At 60.3% G+C, this 24,932-nt stretch carries 20 protein-coding genes; 15 read left to right on the forward strand and 5 right to left on the reverse strand.

What is annotated here, in order from left to right; genetic code table 11:
- Positions 1 to 44: 44 nt before the first annotated feature.
- The 9 genes from bcsA to LH464_RS13845 all read left to right on the forward strand — a co-directional run bounded on the left by bcsA (position 45) and on the right by LH464_RS13845 (position 13,322).
- Entirely contained in the window at positions 45 to 2,225 is a 2,181-nt protein-coding gene (gene bcsA, locus LH464_RS13805) for a UDP-forming cellulose synthase catalytic subunit (protein ID WP_226786975.1), read from the forward strand.
- Positions 2,225 to 4,693 (forward strand): cellulose biosynthesis cyclic di-GMP-binding regulatory protein BcsB, encoded by a 2,469-nt coding sequence (locus LH464_RS13810; protein WP_226786976.1) that lies wholly within the window; start codon positions 2,225 to 2,227, stop codon positions 4,691 to 4,693. The genes bcsA and LH464_RS13810 overlap by 1 nt, the downstream gene beginning before the upstream one ends.
- Positions 4,690 to 5,739, forward strand: coding sequence for a glycosyl hydrolase family 8 (locus LH464_RS13815; protein ID WP_226786977.1), 1,050 nt, complete (start codon positions 4,690 to 4,692; stop codon positions 5,737 to 5,739). Before LH464_RS13810 ends, LH464_RS13815 begins: the two co-directional genes overlap by 4 nt.
- The gene (locus LH464_RS13820) at positions 5,730 to 7,970 is read left to right on the forward strand and encodes a cellulose synthase (RefSeq protein WP_226786978.1); all 2,241 of its coding nucleotides are present in this window, start codon (positions 5,730 to 5,732) and stop codon (positions 7,968 to 7,970) included. Before LH464_RS13815 ends, LH464_RS13820 begins: the two co-directional genes overlap by 10 nt.
- Positions 7,971 to 8,155: 185 nt before the next feature.
- Positions 8,156 to 9,682, forward strand: coding sequence for an ABC transporter substrate-binding protein (locus tag LH464_RS13825; protein WP_226786979.1), 1,527 nt, complete (start codon positions 8,156 to 8,158; stop codon positions 9,680 to 9,682).
- Between the two features lie 86 nt (positions 9,683 to 9,768).
- The gene (locus LH464_RS13830) at positions 9,769 to 10,710 is read left to right on the forward strand and encodes an ABC transporter permease (protein WP_226786980.1); all 942 of its coding nucleotides are present in this window, start codon (positions 9,769 to 9,771) and stop codon (positions 10,708 to 10,710) included.
- Positions 10,710 to 11,585 (forward strand): ABC transporter permease, encoded by an 876-nt coding sequence (locus LH464_RS13835; protein WP_226786981.1) that lies wholly within the window; start codon positions 10,710 to 10,712, stop codon positions 11,583 to 11,585. The genes LH464_RS13830 and LH464_RS13835 overlap by 1 nt, the downstream gene beginning before the upstream one ends.
- A gap of 1 nt (position 11,586) precedes the next feature.
- Positions 11,587 to 12,795, forward strand: a complete 1,209-nt coding sequence (locus tag LH464_RS13840) for an amidohydrolase/deacetylase family metallohydrolase (protein WP_226786982.1) — start codon at positions 11,587 to 11,589, stop codon at positions 12,793 to 12,795.
- A gap of 14 nt (positions 12,796 to 12,809) precedes the next feature.
- Entirely contained in the window at positions 12,810 to 13,322 is a 513-nt protein-coding gene (locus LH464_RS13845; RefSeq protein WP_390624980.1) for a RidA family protein, read from the forward strand.
- A gap of 8 nt (positions 13,323 to 13,330) precedes the next feature.
- Here LH464_RS13845 and LH464_RS13850 read toward each other — a convergent pair whose 3' ends face one another.
- Positions 13,331 to 14,146 carry an IclR family transcriptional regulator gene (locus LH464_RS13850; RefSeq protein WP_226786984.1) on the reverse strand — a complete coding sequence of 272 codons (816 nt, stop codon included), beginning with the start codon at positions 14,144 to 14,146 and terminating at the stop codon, positions 13,331 to 13,333.
- Between the two features lie 96 nt (positions 14,147 to 14,242).
- Between LH464_RS13850 and LH464_RS13855 the strand changes: the two genes are divergently transcribed.
- Entirely contained in the window at positions 14,243 to 15,439 is a 1,197-nt protein-coding gene (locus tag LH464_RS13855; RefSeq protein WP_226786985.1) for an aminotransferase class V-fold PLP-dependent enzyme, read from the forward strand.
- Positions 15,440 to 15,479: 40 nt separating this feature from the next.
- Entirely contained in the window at positions 15,480 to 17,312 is a 1,833-nt protein-coding gene (locus LH464_RS13860) for an ABC transporter ATP-binding protein (RefSeq protein WP_226786986.1), read from the forward strand.
- Between the two features lie 310 nt (positions 17,313 to 17,622).
- Here LH464_RS13860 and LH464_RS13865 read toward each other — a convergent pair whose 3' ends face one another.
- Both LH464_RS13865 and LH464_RS13870 read right to left on the reverse strand, forming a co-directional pair.
- Entirely contained in the window at positions 17,623 to 18,615 is a 993-nt protein-coding gene (locus tag LH464_RS13865; RefSeq protein WP_226786987.1) for a substrate-binding domain-containing protein, read from the reverse strand.
- A gap of 55 nt (positions 18,616 to 18,670) precedes the next feature.
- Positions 18,671 to 19,645: an NAD-dependent epimerase/dehydratase family protein gene (locus tag LH464_RS13870; RefSeq protein WP_226786988.1), complete on the reverse strand. Its 975-nt coding sequence runs from the start codon at positions 19,643 to 19,645 to the stop codon at positions 18,671 to 18,673.
- Positions 19,646 to 19,788: 143 nt separating this feature from the next.
- On the opposite strand from LH464_RS13870, the gene LH464_RS13875 reads away from it, so the two are divergent.
- Genes LH464_RS13875 through LH464_RS13885 form a run of 3 tightly spaced genes read left to right on the forward strand, consistent with a single transcriptional unit; the run spans position 19,789 to position 22,415 of the window.
- Positions 19,789 to 20,529: an ATP-binding cassette domain-containing protein gene (locus LH464_RS13875; RefSeq protein WP_226786989.1), complete on the forward strand. Its 741-nt coding sequence runs from the start codon at positions 19,789 to 19,791 to the stop codon at positions 20,527 to 20,529.
- Between the two features lie 25 nt (positions 20,530 to 20,554).
- Positions 20,555 to 21,634, forward strand: coding sequence for an ABC transporter permease (locus tag LH464_RS13880; protein ID WP_226786990.1), 1,080 nt, complete (start codon positions 20,555 to 20,557; stop codon positions 21,632 to 21,634).
- A gap of 34 nt (positions 21,635 to 21,668) precedes the next feature.
- Positions 21,669 to 22,415 (forward strand): FadR/GntR family transcriptional regulator, encoded by a 747-nt coding sequence (locus LH464_RS13885; RefSeq protein ID WP_390624981.1) that lies wholly within the window; start codon positions 21,669 to 21,671, stop codon positions 22,413 to 22,415.
- 245 nt (positions 22,416 to 22,660) lie between these two features.
- On the opposite strand, the gene LH464_RS13890 is transcribed toward LH464_RS13885, so the two are convergent.
- Entirely contained in the window at positions 22,661 to 22,894 is a 234-nt protein-coding gene (locus tag LH464_RS13890; protein ID WP_226786992.1) for a hypothetical protein, read from the reverse strand.
- Between the two features lie 294 nt (positions 22,895 to 23,188).
- Between LH464_RS13890 and LH464_RS13895 the strand changes: the two genes are divergently transcribed.
- Positions 23,189 to 23,410, forward strand: a complete 222-nt coding sequence (locus LH464_RS13895; protein WP_226786993.1) for a hypothetical protein — start codon at positions 23,189 to 23,191, stop codon at positions 23,408 to 23,410.
- A gap of 138 nt (positions 23,411 to 23,548) precedes the next feature.
- Here LH464_RS13895 and LH464_RS13900 read toward each other — a convergent pair whose 3' ends face one another.
- Positions 23,549 to 24,721, reverse strand: coding sequence for an acyltransferase family protein (locus LH464_RS13900; RefSeq protein WP_226786994.1), 1,173 nt, complete (start codon positions 24,719 to 24,721; stop codon positions 23,549 to 23,551).
- Between the last annotated feature and the right edge of the window lie 211 nt (positions 24,722 to 24,932).

Below are 24,932 nucleotides of genomic sequence, written 5' to 3' on the forward strand. Positions count from 1 at the left end.
CCCGGCTGACAATCGGCCGGTCCTTTCGCGCCGAAGGGATGTGAATGCACAAGGCCCGCAGTATTCTTGTCTGGGCGATCGTGGCGATCTGCGTGATCGTTTTGATCACACTTCCGGTCAGCCTTCAGGCACAGTTGATTGCCGGTGTCAGCGTCGTCGCGCTGATGGCGATTATCAAGATGCTGAACGCCCAGGGAACATGGAGGCTTGTCTCCCTCGCACTCGGCACGGGCATCGTCCTGCGATATGTCTACTGGCGATCAACCGAAACTCTTCCGCCGATTGACCAGCTGCACAACTTCATTCCGGGAATGGTGCTCTACCTGGCGGAAATGTATAACGTTCTGATGCTGGCGCTCAGCCTGTTCATCGTTGCCATGCCGCTCCCTTCGCGTCCTTCGAGAGCGACGAAAAAAACCAACATCCTCCCGGAAGTCGACGTCTTCATTCCCACCTACAACGAGGACGCCAAGTTGCTGGCCAATACGCTGGCAGCCGCCAAGGCGATGGACTACCCCCCCGAAAAACTCCATGTCTGGCTCCTGGACGACGGCGGAACGCTGCAGAAACGGAATTCCTCCGATGTCGTCGCAGCAGAGGCGGCCATGACCCGCCACCGGGAGCTCTCGGAGCTTTGCAATGTGCTCGGCGTCCATTACCTCACACGGCCCCGAAACGAGCATGCCAAGGCCGGAAACCTGAACAACGGTCTGGCCCATTCCCATGGTGAACTTGTTGCTGTTTTCGACGCAGACCATGCGCCCGCCCGGGGCTTCCTGCGCGAGACGGTCGGATACTTTGGCGAGGATCCCAAGCTTTTCCTCGTCCAGACACCGCACTTCTTCATCAATCCGGATCCGCTGGAGCGCAATCTGCGCACTTTCGAGACCATGCCGAGTGAGAACGAGATGTTCTACGGCATCATCCAGCGCGGTCTGGACAAATGGAATGCAGCCTTCTTCTGTGGTTCGGCGGCCGTTCTAAACCGCCGGGCCTTGGAGGAGACCGGCGGCTTTTCCGGACAAAGCATTACCGAAGACTGCGAGACTGCTCTCGCGCTTCACAGCGCAGGCTGGAACAGCATCTATGTCGACAAGCCGCTGATCGCGGGACTGCAGCCGGCAACCTTCGCGAGCTTTATTGGTCAACGTAGCCGTTGGGCGCAGGGCATGATGCAAATTCTGCGGTTCAGATTTCCGCTGTTCAAGCGGGGCCTCTCGCTACCACAGCGGCTCTGCTACATGTCCTCGACGCTATTTTGGCTCTTCCCGTTCACGCGCGCGACTTTTCTGTTCGCCCCGCTTTTCTATCTTCTGTTCGACCTGCAGATTTTCATCGCTTCCGGCGGTGATTTCCTCGCCTACACGTTGTCATATCTGATCGTGAACCTGATGATGCAGAACTACCTCTACGGCTCGTTCCGCTGGCCGTGGATTTCCGAGCTGTACGAATACGTTCAGACTGTCCATCTGTTGCCGGCTGTCATCTCGGTGATGCTCAATCCGCGCAAACCGACCTTCAAGGTGACCGCGAAAGACGAATCCATTTCGGTTAGCCGGCTTTCGGAAATCAGCAGGCCATTCTTCGTCATCTTTGCAGCGCTCGTGGTCGCGACAGGCTTCGCGGCCTACAGGATCTACACCGAGCCCTACAAGGCCGACATCACCCTAGTCGTGGCAGGCTGGAACGTGCTCAATCTCATCCTGGCAGGCTGCGCTTTGGGAGTTGTTGCTGAGCGTGGGGAGCGCGCATCCTCACGCCGCGTGAAACTGCAGCGGCGATGTGAGATCGGCATCGATGACAACTGGTACACAGCCTCTATCGAGGACGTGTCGGTGGGTGGCGCTCGGATCCTTGTCTATTCGCGGGAGCTTACCGGGCTCGCAAAAGGCAAGGAAGTGCTCGTTCGTTTTCAGCCGCATGGGAGACACGGGCTGGAGTCATTGCCGATCGTCATCCGCAGCATGGATCCTTCTGGAGATATCACGATCGTCGGATGCCAGTATCAGCCGGCTGGACCTCTGGACCACCGGTGGATTGCGGATCTCATTTTCGCCAACTCCTCGCAGTGGTCACAGTTTCAGGAAAGCCGGCGAAAGAACCCGGGGCTCATCAGAGGCAGCATCATATTCCTCGGCGTCGCGCTTTATCAGACGAGCCGTGGCCTTGTTTACTTCTGGCGCGGCGTTGGGGGCCGCAATCCGCAAGGCGGTGGGAGCGCGTGATGAACAGCCTTCGCTTCGACCGCGTACTCCCTACGATACTGGTTGCCCTTTGCATCCAGGGTGACGCTTACGCGCAACCGGCGCCCTTCGATATGTCGCCGGAGCTACCGCCAACCGTGGAAAGCCTGCCGGAACTGCCGCGTCCCAACAGGGTTTCCCCGCAGCCTCCGCCACGCCAGCAGGAGCAGCCTCAGCCGCCGTCTGTCCAGACGCAGCAGCCAAGTGTCTCCCCCGCACCGCCACAGGCCCCACCCCGTGAGGTCAGCGAACCGAAGGCTTCCCAGCAGCCTCCTTCGCCGACACAGCCCCCCGGAGCGGCCGGCTTTCGGCGCCATATCATTCCCGCACAAAGGCTTTCCCTCACCGGTGAGTTCAACCGCAGCGCCTGGTCGGTTTATCTTACAGCGGCACAGGCGGCCCAAGGACAAGCGATCTCCTTGGCCTATCAAAGCGCCATCGTGGTTGCGCCAGAGACATCCAGCTTCACTCTGTTCATCAACAACCGAAGAATCGGTGAGGAGCGCATCAACGCAGCCAACGGCCCTAAGTCCGTACGATGGTTGGTCCCAGCTGGTTTACTGCGTCCCGGAAGCAACGACTTCGAGATCGTTGCGACCCAGAGACACCGGACGGACTGCGACGTCCAGTCCACGTACGATCTATGGACGGAAATCGATTCTGGCGGCACGTTACTCGAGTTTGCCGATGATCTAGCGCCGCCCGCCTCCGTCATGGAGGCCGTGCGGGCGCTCGGCGCAGATCAACAGGGCCGAACCCATTTCGAGATGCTTGTGCCATCGATTGGCCCCATGGAGGGGCTGGCTCCACTCCTCAGGCTCTCGCAAGGTCTCGCGGTTGTCAGCAGCATGCCCAACCCGCAATTCTCGTTTGTACAGGAAATTACGCGGACAGAGGCCTCCTCTGGGCGGCTCGTCGTTGCCGTTGGGACCGCAACAGAACTCCGCACGGTTCTGCCGAGTCTGCCCCCCGGGGCCGACGCTGGTCCAGTCGGTGCGGTCACCACCCTTCAAGACGGTATCGCGCCGCTTGTGATCATTACCGGACCGTCATGGGATGCAATCGGCAGCGCTATCGAGTCTTTCATCGCGCCAATCGTCCGGTCACCGGCTCTCCGCCGGGATTCCATGACCACCGACCGTTGGGAGCGACCGAACGCGCCCTTTGTCTTTGGCGGCGAGACACTGAGCTTTGCACAACTTGGCATCCAGACCGCCGAATTCTCCGGACGGCGTTTCCGAACGGGCTTCAGCGTTGCAGTCCCGTCGGATTTCTACGCCGGTGCATACGGCGAAGCGGAGATCCTCCTCGATGCGGCCTATAGTGCCTCCGTTGCCGGCGGCAGCCATATCGACATCTACGTGAACGGAAATATCGCATCCACAATACCGATCACCCGCAGAGGCGGTGGCATCTTCAGGCAAGAGCCAATTGGCGTCACGATGAGGCACTTCAAGCCCGGCACCAACCGCGTCGAAATCGAGGCTGTGCTGCTGACGGATGCGGATGCGGCGTGCGTCCCGGGTACAGTCAGTTCCCCTGAAGCCCGCTTCGCTCTCTTCGACAGCTCGACCTTCTCCATGCCGCGATATGCCCGGATCGGGCAGACGCCGAACCTTGCCGGCCTTTCCGGAACCGGCTTCCCATATAGTCGCCAACAGGAACCGGCGGCGTTCTTCATGGATCGCGTCGATGCGGACATGCTGTCGGTTGCAGCGAATTTTCTCGGCAAGACCGCACAGGTCTCCGGTGCCCCTATTGACCTCGCACCGGTCTCCGCCGCCAACGCCGTTGGTGGCCGCAACGCCATCTACATCGGCACCGCAGGGCAATTGCCGCCAAACGTATTGTCTCAGCTGAACCTCGATCCAGGACTGGCTGCAAGCTGGCGCCCGACGGATAGTGCACCTCAGGCGGGAGACGATACCGCCGAGGCACTTGAGGCTTGGCGCGGACGATTACAAGGTGGCTTTGTCAGCCAGCAGCTCGCGAATTTCAGTGATTGGGTCCAAGCGAAGCTGGATCTGTCGGAGGGCACGCTACGCCTCTTGCCAGGAACAGAAACGATCTTCCGACCCGATACGCAAGACGACCTGCTCCTTGCGCAAGGACCAGGTTCCAACGGTGCAGGCATCTGGACAGTCCTGACGGGCCCCTCCCCCGAAGCTCTTCGCCTTGCGACTGACGAGTTGGCGACAGAGGACGTCTGGCGAGGTGTCGAAGGCAGGGCCTTCACCTATTCGCGAGAGGAGAACAAGGTATCTATCCAGGAGGCGCGGCGCCTCTCGTTCCTCGCTCCCGTCGATACATCGATCGCCAACTACCGGCTGATCGCCGCCAATTGGCTATCGAGCAACCTGCTTTCCTATGCGCTTCTCATCGTTGCAGCGTCTTGCATTCTCGGCATAACGACGGCAACTCTGCTCCGGTGGATCGGGAGGAGCAAATGAAACTGGGCAGGACCTTGGCCGCGATCGCCATGCTTGGCGTTCTGGCAGTTGCATGGCCGGGTCTTGCGCAACAGGGCTCGCTGCCTTCGTCGCTCTGGCAGGTTTACAAGGAACGTTTCCTGGACGCGAGCGGCAGGATCGTCGACAACGCGAACGGCGGCATAAGTCATAGCGAAGGCCAGGGGTATGGCCTGGCACTGGCCTTCATGGCCGATAGTCCGGCTGATTTCGAGCAGATCTGGTCGTTCACCAAGACGGAATTGATGGTTCGTGATGATGGCCTTGCCGCGTGGAAATGGGATCCATCGGCCACGCCGAAAATAACTGATCTCAACAACGCTTCGGATGGCGATCTTCTCATTGCCTACGCACTGGCGCTGGCAGGATCGGCCTGGGACCGACGAGACTATCTGCAGAGCGCCGCCGAGCTTGCTCGCGCCATTCTCGAACATGCGGTTGTCGAACGTGGTGGCAGGACCATATTGCTGCCCGCCGTCGAAGGTTTCGATACCGGTCAACGCGCCGACGGCCCGGTCATCAACCCCTCCTACTGGATTTTCGAAGCATTCCCCGTGATGGCGCTTCTTGCCCCTTCCGATAAATGGACGAAACTGAGCCGGGATGGCGAGGCATTGCTGGAAAGCCTCAAATTTGGACCACGCGACCTGCCCGCCGAATGGGTAAGCCTTGCGCGCCAGCCTCGGCCCGCGGAAGGTTTCCCTGCCGAATTCGGCTATAACTCGATCCGTATCCCTCTCTACCTGATGCGCTCAAACACCAACAGCAAAGCGCTGATGACGCGCCTCTTGAAAAGCATGACCCTTCCGGAGGGCGACCTTGCTGTGTTCAACCTCGCCGATGGCTCGCCGAAAGAGACACTGGCCGACCCCGGTTATCAATTCATTAACCATATTCTGGCCTGTGTGAATGAGGGAACGAAAATTCCCGAGCATGCCCGCGAGTTGACGTCGGAATTTTACTATCCAGCGACCCTTCATCTGCTTGGGCTCGCCTACGTCGTGGAGAAACATCCGTCTTGTCTGTAAAGCTGCCCCTCCTGTTGGTTTCCGCGGCCATTGCCGCAGGCGTCGTCACGACGGGCCCGAGCCTGGACCGGTTGGACGCCTACCTGAAAGGCACGGCAGGTGCAGCCCCTTCTCAACAGCTCGCCCTCGACGACACGCAAAACGCAGACCTTGACGGCGTAGCCCGCGATATCCGTTCCATGCAGGCGCTGCCACCAAAGACGGATCGGCTCGCCCCAGACGCTTCCATCGCACCCTTTATGCTCTCACAAGCCGATCCGGCGCAACGGCAACAGCCGGCAGAAGATACTGTTGGCGGCACCGCCGAACAGGCGCCCCCGCCCGAGGTCGATGAATCCGCACTGCGCTATTTCGCGGCAAAGGGCGACACCGCACGGCTGGCAGCGGAGATCGCTCGCCTCAAGTCGCTCTATCCCAATTGGACACCCCCTGCCGATCCTCTCGCCGTTCCTCAAAATGCAGACCGGCAACTGGAAGCAATGTGGCAGCTCTATTCGGAAGGCCGCTATCCGGAGGTCCGCCGGGCGATTGTCGAAAGGCAGGCGCAAGAGGCAGGATGGCTGCCTCCCGCCGACCTTGTCGAGCGGTTGCAAGTGGCCGAGGCCCGCTCCCGCCTGGTAAACGCGTCAAACCTGAAGCAATATCGGACTGTTATCGAGGTCGGCGCTGCGAATTCATCGCTTCTCAATTGCAGCGATGTAGATGTACTGTGGCGGGTAGCGGAGGCTTTCGCGCAGACCGAGCGCCCACAGCGCGCGATCGACGCATACAGCTATATTCTCACAAACTGCACAAACACGGCCGAACGGGTTGCCACCATGCAGAAGGCGGCATCGCTTCTGCCATATAACCGTGTTCAACCCCTCCTCGCGCTTGAGAAAACCGCCGACGGCGTTCGAGAATTCGATAGCATTCGCGATGATCTGGCTCGCCGTTTCGTTGCGGAGGCAAATGACGCCCCCACTCTCGACATTGCGGCGGAGTATGTCGAGCGCGTAAAACAACTCGCGCTGGCGGAAGGTCCGGCCTCCGACGCTCTTCTGCTCGGATGGTACTATCTGCGGCGCAACGATGCGGCGGAAGCCGAGAACTGGTTCCGCCGTGCGCGGGAGCGGGAAGACAGCGAACCGGCTTCCCAAGGCTTTGCCCTCACTCTTCTGGAGCACGGGAAGCCTGCCGAGGCGGAAGCGGTGCTCTACCGCTGGCGCGACAGTTCCGACGATGCAACAGCGACCTATCTCGCTGCGACCGCCAACCTCCTGGCGCTCGACCCAGCGCCCGTAATTGCCGATGACGTGCTCACACGCATGGCGCAGACGGTCATCGCAGAACAGTATGCGCCCTCGGCGCAGCAGTTCGGCTGGTACGCCCGCAGTTTCGACCAGCCCCAGACAGCCGAACGCTGGTTCGAGACCGCCCTGCAATGGGCACCGGAGGACGAACCGTCAGCCTATGGCCTGGCGCTTACCCGCCAGCAACTCAACGATCGTGCGGGCTTTGCCCAAGTCCAGCAGCAATGGGCCGAACGCTCGCCGCGGATAGCGGAACTGGCGCAAACCCCCAGGACGACTGGTACCGACAATCCCGCGATCCGGGCATCCGCCTCCCGGGTGGCTGCGGTCCAACCAGGAACGTCCGGCGGTTCTCCCACATCCCCCCGCCTCCCGGAAACGGTCGCTCCACAGGCTCAGGCGACAACCGTGGTCACGGCCCGGCGAACATCCTGCTCCGGCAGGAGCAATCCCGCGCGCCTTTCTCCAGCGGCAGCGCTCGATAATGGCTGGTGCCTGATGGATCTCAACCGCCCACTGGAAGCGGCGGAGAGTTTCGAAGTCGCCATGGGTAGTGGCGACCGCCGCATCGAGGAAGATGCCGCCTACGGCCAGAGCCTTGCCTATTTGCGCATTGGACTGACCGACAGGGCAGCCGTAGCAGCGGCGAAGGCGCCGATGAACTCGTCACGCGCTCGCGAACTGCAGGCTTCGATCCTTGCAGACCGCGCCATTCAGTCCTTTGGTTCCGATCGATACCGGGAAACGCTCCTCTTTCTCGACCAGCGTACGCAGGTACAGCAGGAGACCGTCGATCTCATGGTGCTGCGAGGTTACAGCTACATGAACCTGAAGCGGCCGCGGGACGCCTTGCGCGTCTTCGAAGCCGCCGCTGCCACGGGCAACAGGGATGCTGTTCGAGGCTTAGCAGATGCCAGGGCAGCGGTCGGCCTCAACTGAGGCCGCTTGGCCCACGCCACCCATCAACACGCCATCAATTCCGTTCAGGTTGCCGGCCGCAAACCGGCAGCATTGCGATGCTTGTGCACAGTCAAAGACGGCACCATTGACATCCCTGTCGTTGGCTATATTCTCTTATAAAAGCCTATATAACACAACTATGGAACAACAACTGGGAGCTCTTGATGCGAAAGAAGTTAGCATTCCTCGCCGCAACCGCCTTGATCGTTGTGCCGTCCGTCGGGATGGCACAGGAAAAGGGTGGCGTGATCAACGTTGCCACCATCGGTGAACCGCCGACGCTGGACCCCATGTCCTCCACGGCCGACCTGGTGGGCATCGTCACTCAGCACATCTTCGAGACGCTCTACACCTTCGACAAGAGCTGGCAGCTAACCCCCCTTCTCGCCGAGAGCCTGCCGGAAATCGGCGACGACGGCAAAACCTACACCATCAAGCTCCGCACCGGCATCACCTTCCACGATGGCACCGACATGACGTCCGAGGATGTGCTCGCATCGCTTGATCGCTGGACGAAGCTCGCGTCGCGCGGCAAGCAGGCAGCCGGCTTCATCACATCCATCGAAGCTCCTGACGACACCACGGTCGTCATCAAGCTGAAGGAGCCTTACGCTCCGCTGACGTCGCTGCTTGCCTTCAACAACTCCGCGGCTATCGTTATCCCTGCAGAGAAACAGGCCGAGCCGATGACGGAATTCGTCGGCACCGGCCCCTATGAGCTTAAGGAACGGCGCGCCGACCAGTATATTCAGCTCACTCGCTTTGACGGCTACAAGTCCCTTGAAGGCGAAAGCAATGGCTACGGCGGTGCACGTCACCAGTATCTCGACGAAATCCGCTTTGTGCCCGTGCCTGATCCCAACACGCGCGTCGAGGCTGCTGTCTCTGGTCAGTACGACTATGCCGACGCCATTCCGGTGGAATCCTTCGACAAGCTGAAGGCCTCGTCGGCATCGCAGCCCATGCTCCTGGAGCCGTTCGGCTATCCGGTCTTCGTGTTCAACACCAAGGAAGGGGTTGCCGCAAAGCTCGAAGTCCGAAAGGCGATCACCCAGGCGCTGAACATGGAAGACATGCTGGCTGCGGCATTCGGCAGCCCCGACTTCTATGCCATCGATGGCGCGTTTTATCCCCAGAGCTACAGCTGGCACACCGAAGCGGGCGTTGAAGGAAACTATAACCTTGGTGACCCTGAGGGTGCCGCGGAAGCAGCAGAAGCCGCCGGCTACGACGGTACGCCTATCCGTATTCTGACCAGTCGTCAGTACGAATTCCACTACAAGATGGCGCAGGTAGCCGCAGAATATCTGAAACTCGCCGGTTTCAAGGTCGACATGCAGGTCGTGGACTGGGCAACGCTGACGCAGCGCCGTGCAGATCCGGGTCTTTGGGACGTATATATTACCCACAGCCCTTTCCTGCCGGAACCCGCCTTGATCGGCGCGCTCTCGACCAGCTCTCCGGGCTGGTGGGATACACCGGCGCGCAAGGCTGCAGTCGACCCGTTCACCGCTGAAGCGGACCCTGCCAAACGCGTTGAGCTATGGGCAAACGTCCAGAAGGTCATCTACGACGAACTCCCGCTGATCAAGATCGGTGACTTCAACGCTATTGCCGCAAAGTCCACCAAGCTTGAGGGCGTCGATCCGGCTCCGTGGCCATATTTCTGGAACGCTTCGGTCACGAAGTAAGCACGAGAAACCTGGGGTGCCGACGTCATTTACCTAACGCCGGCGCCCACCTCGATGATGCCCGTAAGGCATAGGAATCCGTCTGTATGATACGTTACATCCTCCAGCGCCTGGCCGGCATGATCATCGTGATGTTCCTCGTCGTCACGATCGTCTTCGTGATCGTACGGGTAACCCCGGGCGACCCTGCAGCGGTCATGCTGGGTCCGGATGCGACGGCGCAGGACATTGCCGATCTGCGCGGCCGGCTCGGTCTCGATCAGGCACTTCCCGTCCAGTACCTGATTTATGTCGGGCAGTTGCTGAAGGGCGACCTTGGCCAGTCGATCTTTCTTAATATCCCCGTGGGGCAGGCACTTCTGGAGCGCGCCGAGCCGACCTTTTTCCTCACCCTTTTTTCTTTGCTGATCGCAGGCGCCATCGCACTGCCGATCGGTATATATGCGGCCTACCGCCGTGGCTCATTCATCGACCAGGCAGCAACCACGATTGCCATGCTTGCCGCCAGCATTCCGAGCTTCTGGCTGGGCCTCATACTGATGCAGTTCTTCTCGGTGAGATTGAACCTCTTTCCAGTTTCCGGTTACGGCGGCCCCGGAGCGAGCTTCATCGACAGGATGTACCACCTGACCCTTCCCGCGGTGGCGCTCGGGCTTGTCTCGTCTGCCCTGATCTTGCGTTTCACCCGCGCCTCGATGCTCGATGTCCTGGGTGACGATTACATTCGAACGGCCCGCGCAAAGGGGCTGATCGAGCGCCGCGTGATCCTGAAGCATGCGCTCAAAAACGCACTGATCCCGATCTTGACCGTGCTGGGGTTAACGGCTGCAGTCCTGATTTCCGGTGCTGTGGTGACGGAGACCGTGTTTGGTCTGCCGGGTATCGGAAACCTCGTGGTCTCCGCCGTTCTGCGTCGTGATTATCCGGTCATCCAGGGAGCGCTTCTGGTGATCGCCGCACTCTACGTGCTGATCAATTTTGCGATCGACATGCTCTACTTGGCTGTCGATCCTAGGGTGCGCTACTGATGGCTGATATCGTGACATCCAAACCTGCCTCGACGAACGAGACCATGAAATTCGTCCGCCGGCTCCTGAAGCGAAAGACTGTCGCAGCAGGCGTAATCGTGCTGGCAATCTTCATTCTGCTGGCCGTATTCGCACCGCTGATTGCGCCCTATTCGCCCTCCAAGCTTTCGATCGTCAACCGGTTGAAGCCACCGAGCGAGATTTACTGGTTCGGCACCGACGAGTTCGGCCGCGACGTCTTTTCGCGGGCCATCTATGCCGGACGGCTTTCGCTGCTCGTTGGCGCGGCCGTGGTTGCGCTTTCTGCGCTCATCGGCATCACGCTGGGATTGCTGGCCGGCTTCTTCAAGAAACTCGACACCCCGATCGCCCGCCTGATCGATGCAATGATGGCCTTCCCCGACATCCTTTTGGCCATCGCCCTGGTGGCGGCTCTCGGCCCATCGCTGACAACGGTCATCATCGCGCTGTCCATTGTCTATGCACCGCGCCTTGCCCGCATCGTGCGCGCATCCACCTTGGTGATCCGCGAACTCCCCTATGTGGAAGCAGCGCAGGCTCTCGGCATCTCGACATTCCACATCATGACGCGCCACGTGCTGCGTAACCTCGTGTCACCCATCCTAGTCCAGGGTACGTTCCTTTTTGCCAGCGCCATGCTTGCCGAGGCTGGCCTATCCTTCCTCGGCCTTGGCGTCAGCCCGGAAATTCCGACCTGGGGAACGATGATCTCGGCTGGCCGCCAGTATATCGGCCAGGCGGACTGGATGACCCTCTTCCCCGGCTTCGCCATCATCCTCGCAGTCCTGTCGCTGCAAATGGTGGGCGACGGCCTGCGGGACATGCTCGATCCTAAACTTCGAAGGGAATTGTAAAATGGCATCCGGAGAACAGGCGCAACCGCTTCTCCTCACCAACGTAAAGCCGATGTCGTTCGGCTCAGGAACGCCGGCAACCGCCGTTGATGTCCTAGTCGGCGCTGACGGCAAGATCAATGCCATCGGCCCGAACCTAGCTTGCCCGGACAACGCGCAACGCGTTGATGGCAAGGGCGCGTTCATGTCGCCCGGGTGGATCGACCTGCATGTTCATATCTGGCATGGCGGCACTGACATCTCTATCCGCCCCTCAGAATGCGGCGCTGAACGCGGCGTGACGACCCTCGTCGATGCAGGCTCCGCTGGCGAAGCCAATTTCCACGGTTTCCGCGAATACATCATCGAGCCCTCAAAGGAGCGCATCAAGGCGTTCCTCAACCTGGGTTCGATCGGCCTCGTCGCCTGTAACCGGGTAGCGGAACTGCGCGACATCCGTGACATAGACCTCGACCGCATTCTCGAATGCTACGCTGAAAACAGCGAGCATATCGTCGGCATCAAGGTCCGCGCCAGCCACGTCATCACCGGCTCCTGGGGCGTCACTCCCGTCAAGCTCGGCAAGAAGATCGCCAAGATTCTCAAAATACCGATGATGGTGCATGTCGGTGAGCCGCCGGCACTCTATGACGAGGTTCTCGAAATCCTCGGCCCCGGTGACGTCGTCACCCATTGCTTCAACGGCAAGGCCGGCTCATCGATCATGGAAGACGAGGATCTTTTCAATCTCGCCGAGCGCTGCGCCTCCGAAGGCGTGCGTCTCGACATCGGCCATGGCGGTGCATCCTTCTCGTTCAAGGTGGCGGAAGCAGCGATCGCTCGTGGACTGCTGCCACATTCGATCTCCACCGACCTGCACGGCCATTCCATGAACTTCCCGGTCTGGGATCTGGCTACCACCATGTCCAAGCTGCTGTCGGTCGGCATGCCGTTCGACAAGGTGGTCAATGCCGTCACCCATGCACCGGCCGAGGTCATCAAGCTCTCCATGGAAAACCGGCTTGCGGTCGGCGAACGGGCGGATTTCACGATCTTCGATCTCGTGGATGCCGATCTCGAAGCAACCGATTCCAACGGCGACGTCTCCCAGCTCAAGCAGCTATTCGAGCCGCGCTATGCGGTTATCGGCTCCGAAGCCGTGACAGCCAGCCGCTACATCCCAAGAGCCCGCCGGCTCGTTCGTCACAGCCACGGTCTTGCCTGGCGCTAGCGCCGGCGCCGAATATACGAGGAATTTGCGTGAAACAGTCTTCCCTTGCCGCCGATCTGAAGCAGGGTACGCCCTACCAGCGGCTGGCGTCTCTCGGGATCGAGCTTCCCCCGTCGCCGCCGCCAATCGCCAATTTCGTGACACATGTCGTGGAGGGCAGCATCCTTTATCTCTCGGGTCAGGGCCCGAGAGAAACCAATGGGCATCTCCACTCCGGCAAAGTCGGCGCAGACGTCAGCATCGACGATGCTTATGCGCATGCCCGGCTGACTGGCATCAATCTGCTGGCCGTCATGCACGAAGCGCTTGGCGACCTGTCACGAGTTAAACGGGTGGTGAAACTGCTTGGCATGGTCAATGCCGTACCGGAATTCGAGGATCACCCGAGCGTCATCAACGGCTGCTCGGACCTCTTCATCGAAGTCTTTGGTGAAGCTGGTCAGCATGCCCGCTCAGCGGTCGGCTTCGGCTCCCTGCCCGGCAACATCACCGTTGAAATCGAGGCGATCGTCGCCTTGCGAGACTGAGGAAACCGTCAGTGGTTGCGCCAACCCATCAACGTCTCGATCCGCTCCGCGGACGCCCGCACGTTGCCAACGTAGCGGCTTTCATCGGCCAAAACCTTCTGCTCCGGCAGAACGATGGATATTGTCGCGACACATTGACCGCCGCGATCAACGACAGGCGAGGCGATGCACGCGACAGCATAATCGGATTCGGCCACCTGGATCGAAAGGCGTTCTTCGAAGGCTTTCCCTGCGGCGCTGGAAAGAGTGGTTGCGTCGATATCGGCCCGGCCCGTCGGCGAGGTCCGGGCGCAGCGCTTGAAGAGCTCGATCCGCTCCCCTTCAGGAAAGTGACCGACAAGCAGACGTCCCGATGCAGTCCAGTTCAGCGGCACCCGGGTACCGACACGCGACGCGACCTGGAAATGATTTGGGCCATCGGCCATGGCGAGAACAAGCATGTAGTCACCGTCGCGGCCGCACACCTGAACGGTTTCGCCGGTAACGCGACAAAGATCATGCATTTCGTGAGTGGCAACGCTCATGAAATCGAGCGACCGGGCATAGGCGAGGCCGTAGTGGTAGAGCCGGGCACCGAGCCAGATCGATCCGTCGCCACTACGCGCCAGCATGTTCTTCTCGACGAGGTCGTCGACAATCACATAGACCGTCGACAAAGGCGCCTTGATGGCTTTGGCGATCGCATAGGCACCCGCCGGAGCACCTGTCTCATAAAGATAGTCGATCACCTGAAGCGCGCGGTCGATACCGCTCACGCGCGAGCGCCGCGTGCCCGCGTCAACAGATCCGGTGGGGACAGCAGGTGACGATGTCTTCGCGTCCAACTCAACGCTCCTGGTTCAAACTTGAGAGCCTATTACATTACTATGGCATAGCTGTCGACGGAAAAGCGCAATGTGCCGATACAGTGGAGAAGCAGAATGACCGATGATATCCGCAGCGCGATCGGCCTCCGGCCGGTAATCAACGTCTCAGGCACCATGACAAGTCTGGGAGCGTCAATCGTCGTTCCGGAAGCCGTCAAGGCCATGGCGGAGATCCTGCCGCACTTCGTCGAAATCAATGCGCTGCAAAAGAAGGCAAGTGCCATCATCTCCAGGCTTACCGGGGGAGAAGCCGGCTTCGTGACGGCCTCCTGCTCTTCCGGTATCAGCCTGGCGGTTGCCGGCGCGATTACCGGCCCGAACCTGCTTGCTGTCGAAAAACTGCCGGATGTCGCGACGGATAAGAGCGAGGTGATCGTCCAGATGGGTCACGTGGTGAGCTATGGCGCGCCGGTCGACCAGGCGATCCGGCTTGCCGGCGGGAAGGTCGTGCTGATTGGCCAGGCCACATCGACACACCGCTATCACATGGAAAACGCCATGACGGAGAAGACGGCAGCTGCCGTCTACGTCGTGTCTCACCATGTCGTCGATTACGGCCTCCTGCATCTCACCGAGTTCGTCGAGATTGCCCATGCCAAGGGCGTTCCCGTCATTGTCGATGCGGCCTCAGAATACGATTTGGAGCTCTTCCTGGCGCAGGGCGCAGATATCGTCCTCTACTCCGGCCACAAATTTCTCGGCGGCCCGACCTCCGGCATTGTTGCCGGAAACAAGGAACTGGTACGTCACGCCTTCCTCCAGAACATGGGCATCGGCCGGGGCATGAAAGTCGGCAAGGAGAGCATTTACGGGGTCATGGCCGCCCTTGAAGCGTGGGAGAAGCGTGACCACGACGGCATTCGCGCCAGAGAGACTTCCTACCTTAACCTGTGGAAACAGACACTCGATGGTCGACCAGGCGTCACCGCGCTCATCGAGCCGGACCCGACCAACAATCCGCTGGACCGCATGCGCGTCATCATCGACCCGCAGGAGGCGCATATCACGGCCTGGGACCTGGCAGCGGCACTGCGCAACGGCAGCGCGCCGATCATCGTCCGCGATCACGAGGTCGAACATCGCTATTTCTATCTCGATCCCTGCAACCTGCATCCCGGGCAAGAGACGATCGTCGCCAACCGGTTGGCGGAGGAACTCGACAAGGCGCGCGCCTCCAACGAGATCATCGCCACGCCGTTCGAGGACCTGAGCCGTCATCGCTTCGATGGCATGTTGCGCTGGCCAGACTGAGCCCAACCAAGCTGCCGAACGAAAAAGGAAGGGAACGATCATGAGTGCCACTTTGGCTAAGACCATCCAAGCCGCCGATCCGGTTCTGTCGGTTCGGAACCTCACCACCTCGTTTCTGGTGGATGGCGAATGGAAGACGGTCGTGCGTGACGTTTCCTTCTCCGTCGCTCCGGGCGAGACGGTCGCGATCGTCGGCGAATCCGGCTCGGGTAAGAGTGTGACCTCGCTTTCGGTCATGCGGCTGCTTCAGCCGGATTCCAGCCGTGTTCAGGGCAAGGTCATGCTTGGCGGTCGCGACCTACTTTCGCTGCCTGAAAGCGAGATGCGCAAGGTGCGCGGCAATGACATTGCAATGATCTTCCAGGAGCCGATGACGAGCCTCAACCCGCTCTTCACAATCGGCGACCAGATTTCAGAGGCGTTGCTGTGCCATTCGCAGATGTCGGCAGCCGACGCGCGGGCCGAAACGATCCGCCTGCTCGAAAAAGTACGGATTCCATCCGCAGCCTCACGTTTCGACGAATATCCGCATCGGTTTTCCGGCGGCATGCGCCAGCGCGTGATGATCGCCATGGCTCTCGCATCGAAGCCCAGGCTTCTGATTGCGGACGAGCCTACCACAGCTCTCGACGTCACAATTCAGGGGCAGATCCTCGATCTCATCAAGACACTTCAGGAGGAAGAAGGCACCTCCGTCCTCTTTATCACCCATGATATGGGCGTTGTGGCAGAGGTGGCCGACCGTACGGTCGTCATGTACCGCGGTGAGCAGGTCGAGACAGGTGCGACCGCTGATATATTTCACCGCGGCAAACATCCTTACACGCGGGCGCTGCTTTCTGCGGTTCCGGTGTTGGGTTCCATGAAGGAGGAAGCCCAACCTCTGCGCTTCCCGATTGTTGACACAACGACCGGAGTATCCAGTGCTCCCGTCGCGTCCAGGGATACGGTGTCGAAGGAAAGGCCCGTTCTCGAGGTCAAGAACCTTACCAAGCGTTTCGACATCCGATCAGGCCTGTTCGGTCGCTTGAGCGGGCGCGTCCACGCGGTCGAGAATGTTTCCTTCGACCTGGCAGCGGGAGAGACACTCTCGCTGGTCGGCGAGTCCGGCTGCGGAAAATCAACCACAGGCCGCGCGATCATGCGCCTAATCGAGCCTGACAGTGGTTCAGTGGTCGCCGACGGGAAAGACGTGCTGGCGCTCGACCGCAAAGACATGCGCGAGATGCGCAAGTCCGTACAAATGATCTTCCAGGATCCGTTTGCCAGCCTCAACCCGCGCATGACGGTGGGGGCCGCGATTGCCGAGCCCTACCTGGAACATGGAATGGGCTCCAGGAAGCAGGCACGGGAGGTCGTGGCAGACATGCTGCATCGTGTCGGCCTCACCCCGGACATGTCTTCACGCTATCCGCACGAGTTTTCAGGGGGCCAGCGGCAGCGGATCTGCATTGCCCGCGCCCTCGTGCTTCAGCCAAAGGTGATCGTGGCGGACGAGAGCGTCTCGGCACTGGACGTCTCCATCAAGGCACAGGTCATCAATCTGATGCTCGACCTGCAGGAGAGCCTGAACCTGGCTTTCCTCTTCATCAGTCATGACATGGCGGTCGTCGAGCGTGTCAGCCACCGGGTGGCGGTTATGTATCTTGGAGAGATCGTCGAGATCGGACCGCGTTCATCGGTCTTCAACAATCCCCAGCACGAATACACCAGAAAGCTTATGGCTGCTGTCCCCGTTCCTGATCCAAATAGGCGTGGCACGAAGCACGCGCTGGCGGTCGAGGAATTGAAGAGCCCGATCCGCCCTGTTGAGTACAAGATCGCACCGCTGGAGTATCGCGAAGTGGGGGCCGGTCATCTGGTGGCCGTCTGAGCCGAAGGTGCAGCCTGCACGATTGCGAAGAACCTCTAGGCTGGCATCCGCATGAGCCCAGAAGGCTTCCAAAGAAGGACGCCTCATATGTCCCATGGGCGCCCCCTTCAATGCTCCGGCAGCCGGAAGCCATTGCGGAGGCGTCCCTCAGGCGCTGCTGCACGGCAGCTGCGGCCTGCTCGCGATATTTGAGTTGCAGGTCGTCGTTTGGCGGTTCGCCCTACGCGCAATGAAGACCGTTCCACGCAGCAAACGCGACATGACGGACCGAGGACACCGCCAGGCAATGAGCCTGGCGGTGTGGCTATAATCAGCCGCCGATACAGGTGGCGGCGGTCTCCTGTGTGCATTCGTCGAGCCCGGTGTAGATCGGATCGTCGACCTTCTCGCCCTTGATCAGCTGGATCAGCACGTCCGGTGCGCGCAGGCCCATCTCGAACGGCCGCTGCCCGACCTGGACGTGGCTGTGACCGGCCTTGAGGGCGTCCATCTGCGGCGGCAGCGTGTCGCCCGCGACGATGACAAGCTCCTTGCTCTTCAGCCGCGGCTCGAGCGCAGTCGTGGTCGCGGAGTAGGCTTCGGGACCGAACTGTGCCCAGCCGCCGACCAGGATGAAGGCATCGAGATCGGCGTGGGCGCCTGTCACGTCGGCCAGCTGCTGGTTGGCCGTCGGGATGTCGTCATTGGTGTAGAGCGGGCAGCCATCGATCTCCGTCCAGCCTCCTTCGCCCTTCAGGCGCTCGATGCCCTTCGTGCCGCTGATCGTGTCGCGCAGACCTGCGGCGCGTTCGTTGATGTTGGCGGCCGCCACGTTGCCGAGTTGCAGGCAGACCGTGCCACCATCAGGCTTCAGCGTCTTCAGGTGCCCGGCCATCTTGACGCCCATGTCGTAGTTGTAGGTGCCTAGATAGGTCTTGCGCAGAGCTGCATCTTCGGGAAGCAGATCGGCGTCGATGGTCATGATCGGAATGCCCGGCGCCTTCTCCTTCAGCATGGAGGCCATGGCCGGTGCGTTGGACGGCGAGATCGCGATGCCGGCGACGTCCGGTCGAGCGATCAGATCGGCTACCAACTGCACTTCGCCGGCTTCGTCCGAGGACAGCGCCGGACCGGTGTAGAGGCAGGTATATTCGGAGGTCGGGTTATTCTCGTTCCACTTGGCACAGCCGTTGCCGAGCACGGTGAAGAACGGGTTGTCCAGGCCCTTCACCACGACGGCCAACGTCTTCTTCTCCTGCGTGATGGCCTGACCAGCGGTCATGGCAAGGACCGCAACAGCGGCCAGAAGCATTGTCTTTCTCATCTGATTCCTCCCTTGGATTGATGAGACTTCACGGGAACAGCCCCGCTTCGCTTCCTCACCCCGGATACCACACCCGCCTCGGCTCATCGGCCGGCCGGACGTAATCCCAGGCTGAATCGATCAGTCGTCGAAGGTCGTACGCCGGACGCCATCCGAGTTCGGCCTTGGCACGGCTATTGTCCATCCAGTTGCTGACGTATGGGGCCCGCACCAGCGTTGCCGGCAGGCCGCGCGTTCGGGCGAGATGTTCGGCTACCGCCCCGTAATCCACCGGCTCATCCATCGAGATGTTGTAGAGACGCTGGCGTGCGGCCGGCGCGGTGAGCGCGAGCACGATCGCCTCGACCAGGTCGTCGACATGAACAAAATTGCGCTTCAGGGGGGTGCCGTCCGCCTCCTGCAGCAACGGTACTGCACCCTCGCGGCGGGACCGTTCGGCGAGGTCCTGCGGCACCATGGTCTTCCAGTCCGGTCCGCCGAAGACATCGTCCCCAAACGACAGGCTGTAGCGAAAATCGTCCGCCTCCATGATCCAGGGCGCCCTGAGGCAGCACCAGTCGATCCCGTACTGGATGCCGTACTGCTCGACCATCACTTCCTCGAGCACCTTGGACAGGGCATAGCAGCCCGGATAGGCCATGTGCGGCGCGTCCTCGGTGATCGGCGCGGGATGGCGATGGAAGAAGTGGCCCACCGCCGCGTCACCGCCTATCAGTACGAAGCGCCTCGCATCCGGGCTCTGGCGGAACTCCTCAAGCAGCCAGAACAGCCCCTTGACCGTCACGTCCATGACCTCGTCGGGCGTCTCCTTGCAGGTCGCCAGATGGACGACATGCGTGGCGCCCCGCATGGCCTCCCGGCAGACCGCGCGGTCTGCGATCGAGCCGACGACGACGGATAGTCCGTCATCTTCAGGCAGCCGCCGATTGTGGCAGAGCGCGCGGATGTCCGGCGCCGTCGTCTCGCGCCTCAGCCGCGAAATAAAGGCGCGCCCCACCTTGCCCGTTGCTCCCGTGACCAGGACCAGCATGCTCTTCCTCCCGCGTACATAAGACGCCGGTCATATGCCATACGTCAATATATTGTCGGATAAATAGGATAAATATTCTTTCATCCTATTGACTGAGACGGGGTGGGGCTTGCTATTAAATTGGCGAAAACGGCAGGTGAGGCATGACAGCGCTCAAACTGACGAACATTTCGAAGCACTTTGGCGCGATCCACGCACTGAGCGGCGTTTCGCTGTCACTGGAGCCTGCGCAAGTTCTGGGCCTCATGGGCGACAACGGCGCGGGCAAGTCGACGCTGGTGAAGATCATTGCCGGCAACTTTCCGCCGACCGGCGGGGCGATCCAGATCGATGACCGCGAAGTGCATTTCGCCCAGCCGATAGATGCGCGTCGCAACGGCGTCGAGATCGTCTATCAGGACCTGGCGCTGTGCAACAATCTGACCGCCGGAGCGAATGTCTTCCTCGGTCGCGAGCTGCAGAAGGGATGGGGACCGTTCAGGATCCTCGACTACAAGAAAATGTATCAGCGCGCGGGCGAGCTCTTCGCCGAGCTCAAGTCGGAGACGCGCCCGCGCGATCTGGTCCGCCAGATGTCCGGGGGGCAGCGCCAGGCGGTGGCAATCGCCCGGACAAGGCTCTCGGAGCCAAGGATCGTGCTGATGGACGAGCCGACAGCGGCAATCAGCGTCCGCCAGGTGGCGGAGGTTCTCAACCTGATCCGCAGGCTGCGCGACCACGGCATCGCCGTCATCCTGATCAGTCACCGCATGCCGGACGTCTTTGCGGTCGCCGACCGGGTCGCCGTGCTCAGGCGCGGCCGCAAGGTCGCCGACAAGCTCATTTCAACCACGTCGCCCGAGGAGGTCACCGGTCTCATCACCGGTGCCATCGAAAATGCTTGACCGTCGCAAGGAGCTCCCTGGGGCCATGGACATCACGCTTCAGGATACGATCGACAGACAGCAGCATGGCGCCGCGGGTCGCCTCATGGCGAGCCAGACCTTTTGGGTCTTCCTCGCCGCGATCATCGCCTTCGCCTACCTCTCAGTGGCGACATCGTCCTTCGACACCTCCCAGAACCTGTTCAATGTCGCCCGGAACTGCGCCTTCGTCGGGATCATCGGGCTCGGCATGACGGCGGTGATCATCACCGGCGGCATCGACCTGTCGGTCGGCTCTGTGCTCTGCCTGGCGGGCATGGTCGCCGGCATGATGATGAGCTGGGACTATCCGATCTGGGTCGCCATTCCCTGCGCCCTGGGGGCCGCGCTTGCATGCGGCTTCATCAATGGCTTCCTGATCGCCTATGTCCACATGCCGCCTTTCGTCGTCACGCTGGCCATGATGTCTTTCGCGCGCAGCGTCGCGATGGTGCTGTCCGGCAACCAGATGGTCTATCAGTTCGGTGTGGACCACGCGAAGATGGTGGCGATCGGCGGGGGCTCGACCCGCGGCTGGTTCAACGCGCTGGCCGCCTCGTCCGGCCCGGACAGCACGCTGTCCGCTGTGTTCACGTGGCTGGGGCAGAGCATTTTCATCCCAAATCCGGCGATCCTGCTGGTGCTGTTCGCCCTCGTGTTCGGCTTTGTCTTCCGCTGGACCCGCTGGGGACGCCACATCTTTGCGATCGGCGGAAACGAGCACGCCGCGACACTGACGGGTGTGCCGGTGAGGCGCATCAAGGTCAGCGTCTACATGCTCTCGGCGCTGATGGCGGGCATTGCCGGGATCTTGCAGGTGGGATGGCTGGGCACGATCACCACGGGCATGGGCACGGGCATGGAACTCGTCGTCATCGCCGCCGTGGTCATCGGCGGCGCAAATCTCGCTGGCGGCGGCGGAACAGCGTTCGGTGCGGTCGTCGGTGCGGTACTCATCGAGATGATCCGCAACTCTTTGACCCTTCTCGGAATCAATCCATTCTGGCAAGGGGTGTTTGTGGGAAGCTTCATCATCACCGCCGTCGCGTTCGATCGGATTCGGGCGAGCCGCAATCCCGAAAGCTGACGCGGTGATGTCGAAATCGGAATATTGAATGGCAATGAAACAGCCTGCCATCGGACGGAAAAGCACCCGTCTCGGGGGAACTTTGGTGAATTTCTCGGTCGCAAACGAGATCGGTCAGCGTATCGTGCGGGGGGATTATCCTCCGGGCACGATCCTGCCCAACGAGGCGGAATGGTCGCAGATGTTCGGCGTCGGTCGTTCCGTCGTGCGGGAGGCAATCAAGATGCTGGCCGCCAAGAACCTTCTCGCTTCGCGAACAAAAATCGGAAGCTGGGTGGAACCACGGGAACGATGGAACCTGCTCGATCGCGACGTGCTCGCCTGGTACGCAGCGTCACCGGAGCGGCGGAGCTTTCTCAAGACCGTGCAGGAGTTTCGTTACATCATCGAGCCGGAAGCCGCTGCGCTAGCGGCCGTGCGGCGGGACGTTTCCCAGATGGAAGCGATCACCAAAGCCTGTCAGGAGATGGGCACCGCGCCGACGCTGGCCGAGCGAACCGCCGCCGATACGCGCTTTCACCTGGCGATCCTGCAGGCCGCGGGCAACGAGTTGCTGCTTCCGCTGGGGGCACTGATCGATTCTGTGCTGGAGGGCCTGTTCGTTTTCGTGACCCGCGAAATCAATGATCTGCGTCACGCGCAGGGGCTTCATGAGGAGATCGAGCGGTGCATCCGCTTGCAGCGCCCTGACGCCGCGCGCAAGGCCGTCCGCACTCTGCTCGCGAACACCGACGAATTTATCGCCAGCCACGGAGATGGCGGAATGCTCGGACCGGTCTGAAGATTCTCGCAGAAGTGATGGCCGACCTGCCCGGCTGCATGATTGGGTCGATCTGCTATCAGGAGCGATTTGACATCGACCTCAACCGCGAGGAATTATCATGGCGAAGGTCACGGGCGATCCGGATCGCCTGGTTCGCCAGATCATGGCTTACCGTGCCAATCGCGCCAAGCAACGAAATGTGGGCTTTCGGGCGTACCCGCCCAAAAGCCCACTGGCCGCCTGTTTGACGTCTTAGGAACGCTTCACGACGCCGAGAATTTCACCGCTACGCCGCGCTGCCGAAAGTAGGCCTGCATCAGCTTTCTGCCAGAGCGGTTGTTGTGCGCGAGCCTGGCCGGGTCGAATACGGCCTCTTTCAAACCCGCCCGCGTCAACGCTGCCTTGAGAGTCGCGATATGCACGTCGATGTCGGCATTGTCCGCCTGAAGCGATTCATAAATGCGGGTTGTTGCATCTGCCACGGTCGGTTCGCTCACTAGTACGCTCCTGTTGTTATGTTTCGCTGGCGCTTACCACATTTTTCGACTTGACCCTACTGTGGTGAGAAATGCCCCCATCAAAGGGTGACGATGGATTGGAACGTAGCGTCCACTTTCAGAGATGCGGCACCAGAAGCGGACCACCGGGAACCGACCCAACTAGGACCTGAGCTTGTCGGTGACAATGACCCGCAGCGTGGCGTCCCAGGACCAGCCTTCCACCGACGATGCTGCTCAAGCTTCACACAACGATTGCTGTCATAAGATGGACATCTAATGGAGGATATCCGAATGCAACCAACCGCTGAGCATGCTGCGTTTCCAGAGGATATTCAGATGACGGCCTGGGCGATCGCCGCAAAGCACCTGACGCGCGGGCAAAAGGACGTTACGAAGATGATCGCGGATGCTCTAGTCATTGAGCGAACTCGATGTGTCGAGTTGATGCACGCTGCCCTCGGACCGGACGACCCGCTAGTCGTGTTCTTGGCGAACCCTAGCCATGACTGGTGAACTTATCTGATGCGCTGCTATCCTTGGGTATTCTATGACCCTGCAGGAGGCGGGAAGCTGCGGCCGCGCGCGCCTTGTCCATAGAAGGGTGATGACTCGCGCCAATTTAGCAACAACGTGCCATCGCCGGGCAGGACACTATGGCTTGACGGAAGCTTCCGTCTCAAAAGTTGCTTGTGCGCTGTTTGCCTTATGATCTGCCATCCGCCTAGCCCAACGACGCCCGGGTTCTTCGATGAAGCGATACGTTACGAGTGAAAGCGCGACGGTCAAAAGAAGCATCAGAATTTGCAAGAGGTCACCGAGCCAGGGAGATCCGTACAAGTAGACGATGTTTATTGGTTCATGGGTCGGGGTTAGGGAATACGACATAAACAGTTTTGTGTCGGTCACCCGTTCAAGGGCCATCAGGGCAACCCGTACAATTGCCCTAATGAACGGATGCATCATGTAGATCGAGTATGTCAGGGTGCCAATCAGCAACATGAAACGAACCGTGAGCACACCGCTGACTGCGCCACCCTCACGCGCGAACACCAGCACAACAAAAGCAAAAATCAATGGGGACATGACGGAAAGCAGCAAGCTGTCGCCTGCAACTACAACGTAGACGACAGCCAAGGCCAGACCGACGAATTCAAGCATTGTGTCCGCTGCTCTTGAAAGCCGTTCTTTCAGGAGAGGGAACCGCTCCCGGATGTCAAAGCACAGCACCCCCAGGGAGAAGCCGTACAGGCAACGCACCAGCCCATAATCATAGGTTGTGTCCATTCCGTGTGGGCTCAGAGTGGCTATTATGATCGGACCTGCAACGATCAGCAGCAGCCAAGGCCACAGGATGGCACCAAATCTAGCCACCACGACTGAAAAAATGAGGTAGGCGGCGACCTCTGCGCTGATGCTCCAGCTAACAAAGTTCAGCCAATTCTGCGGATTGACACCAATACCTTGCAGAAGAAACACATTGGTGATGATCGCTTGAAGCAGATTGGAGTCCACTCCATTTTTGACCGCGTCTATGGGGATGAATAGCAGAAGCGTCAGAAGATGAAGAGGATAGATGCGCCCAAGGCGCAAAACCAAGAAACGGTTGACGCTGAAACCCTCAGCGAGGCGCGTACGATAGTTTGCTGCGATAACAAACCCGCTGAGGACGAAGAAGAAATCTACAAATAGATATGAATTTCTGATGATAGGCGAAAAGTATAGATTACTAAAAACATCAAAGTGAAACAATGCGACCATACAAGCGCAAATGCCGCGCCAACTGTCGAGAGCATTGTATCGGGGGGCGTTTCTTACCAAATCCATGTGGCGAGGGGGTAGGAAAAATCCAATGCATGCACAAGCGGCGGTTGAATTTATGCTTAACGTCCTTGCGAGCGCGGAGTCCCGCCATTCACTCGCCGTTACTTACTCCGTCCACCACCTCATGCGAGACGGCCCTCGCACTCTGGAACGATCCCAGTTTGACGGGAAGCAGCAACACATCAGCGGACGCTCTCGCCGAGGAGATGATCCG

It is taken from the genome of Pseudorhizobium xiangyangii (assembly GCF_020531965.1).
GTDB lineage: Bacteria > Pseudomonadota > Alphaproteobacteria > Rhizobiales > Rhizobiaceae > Neorhizobium > Neorhizobium xiangyangii.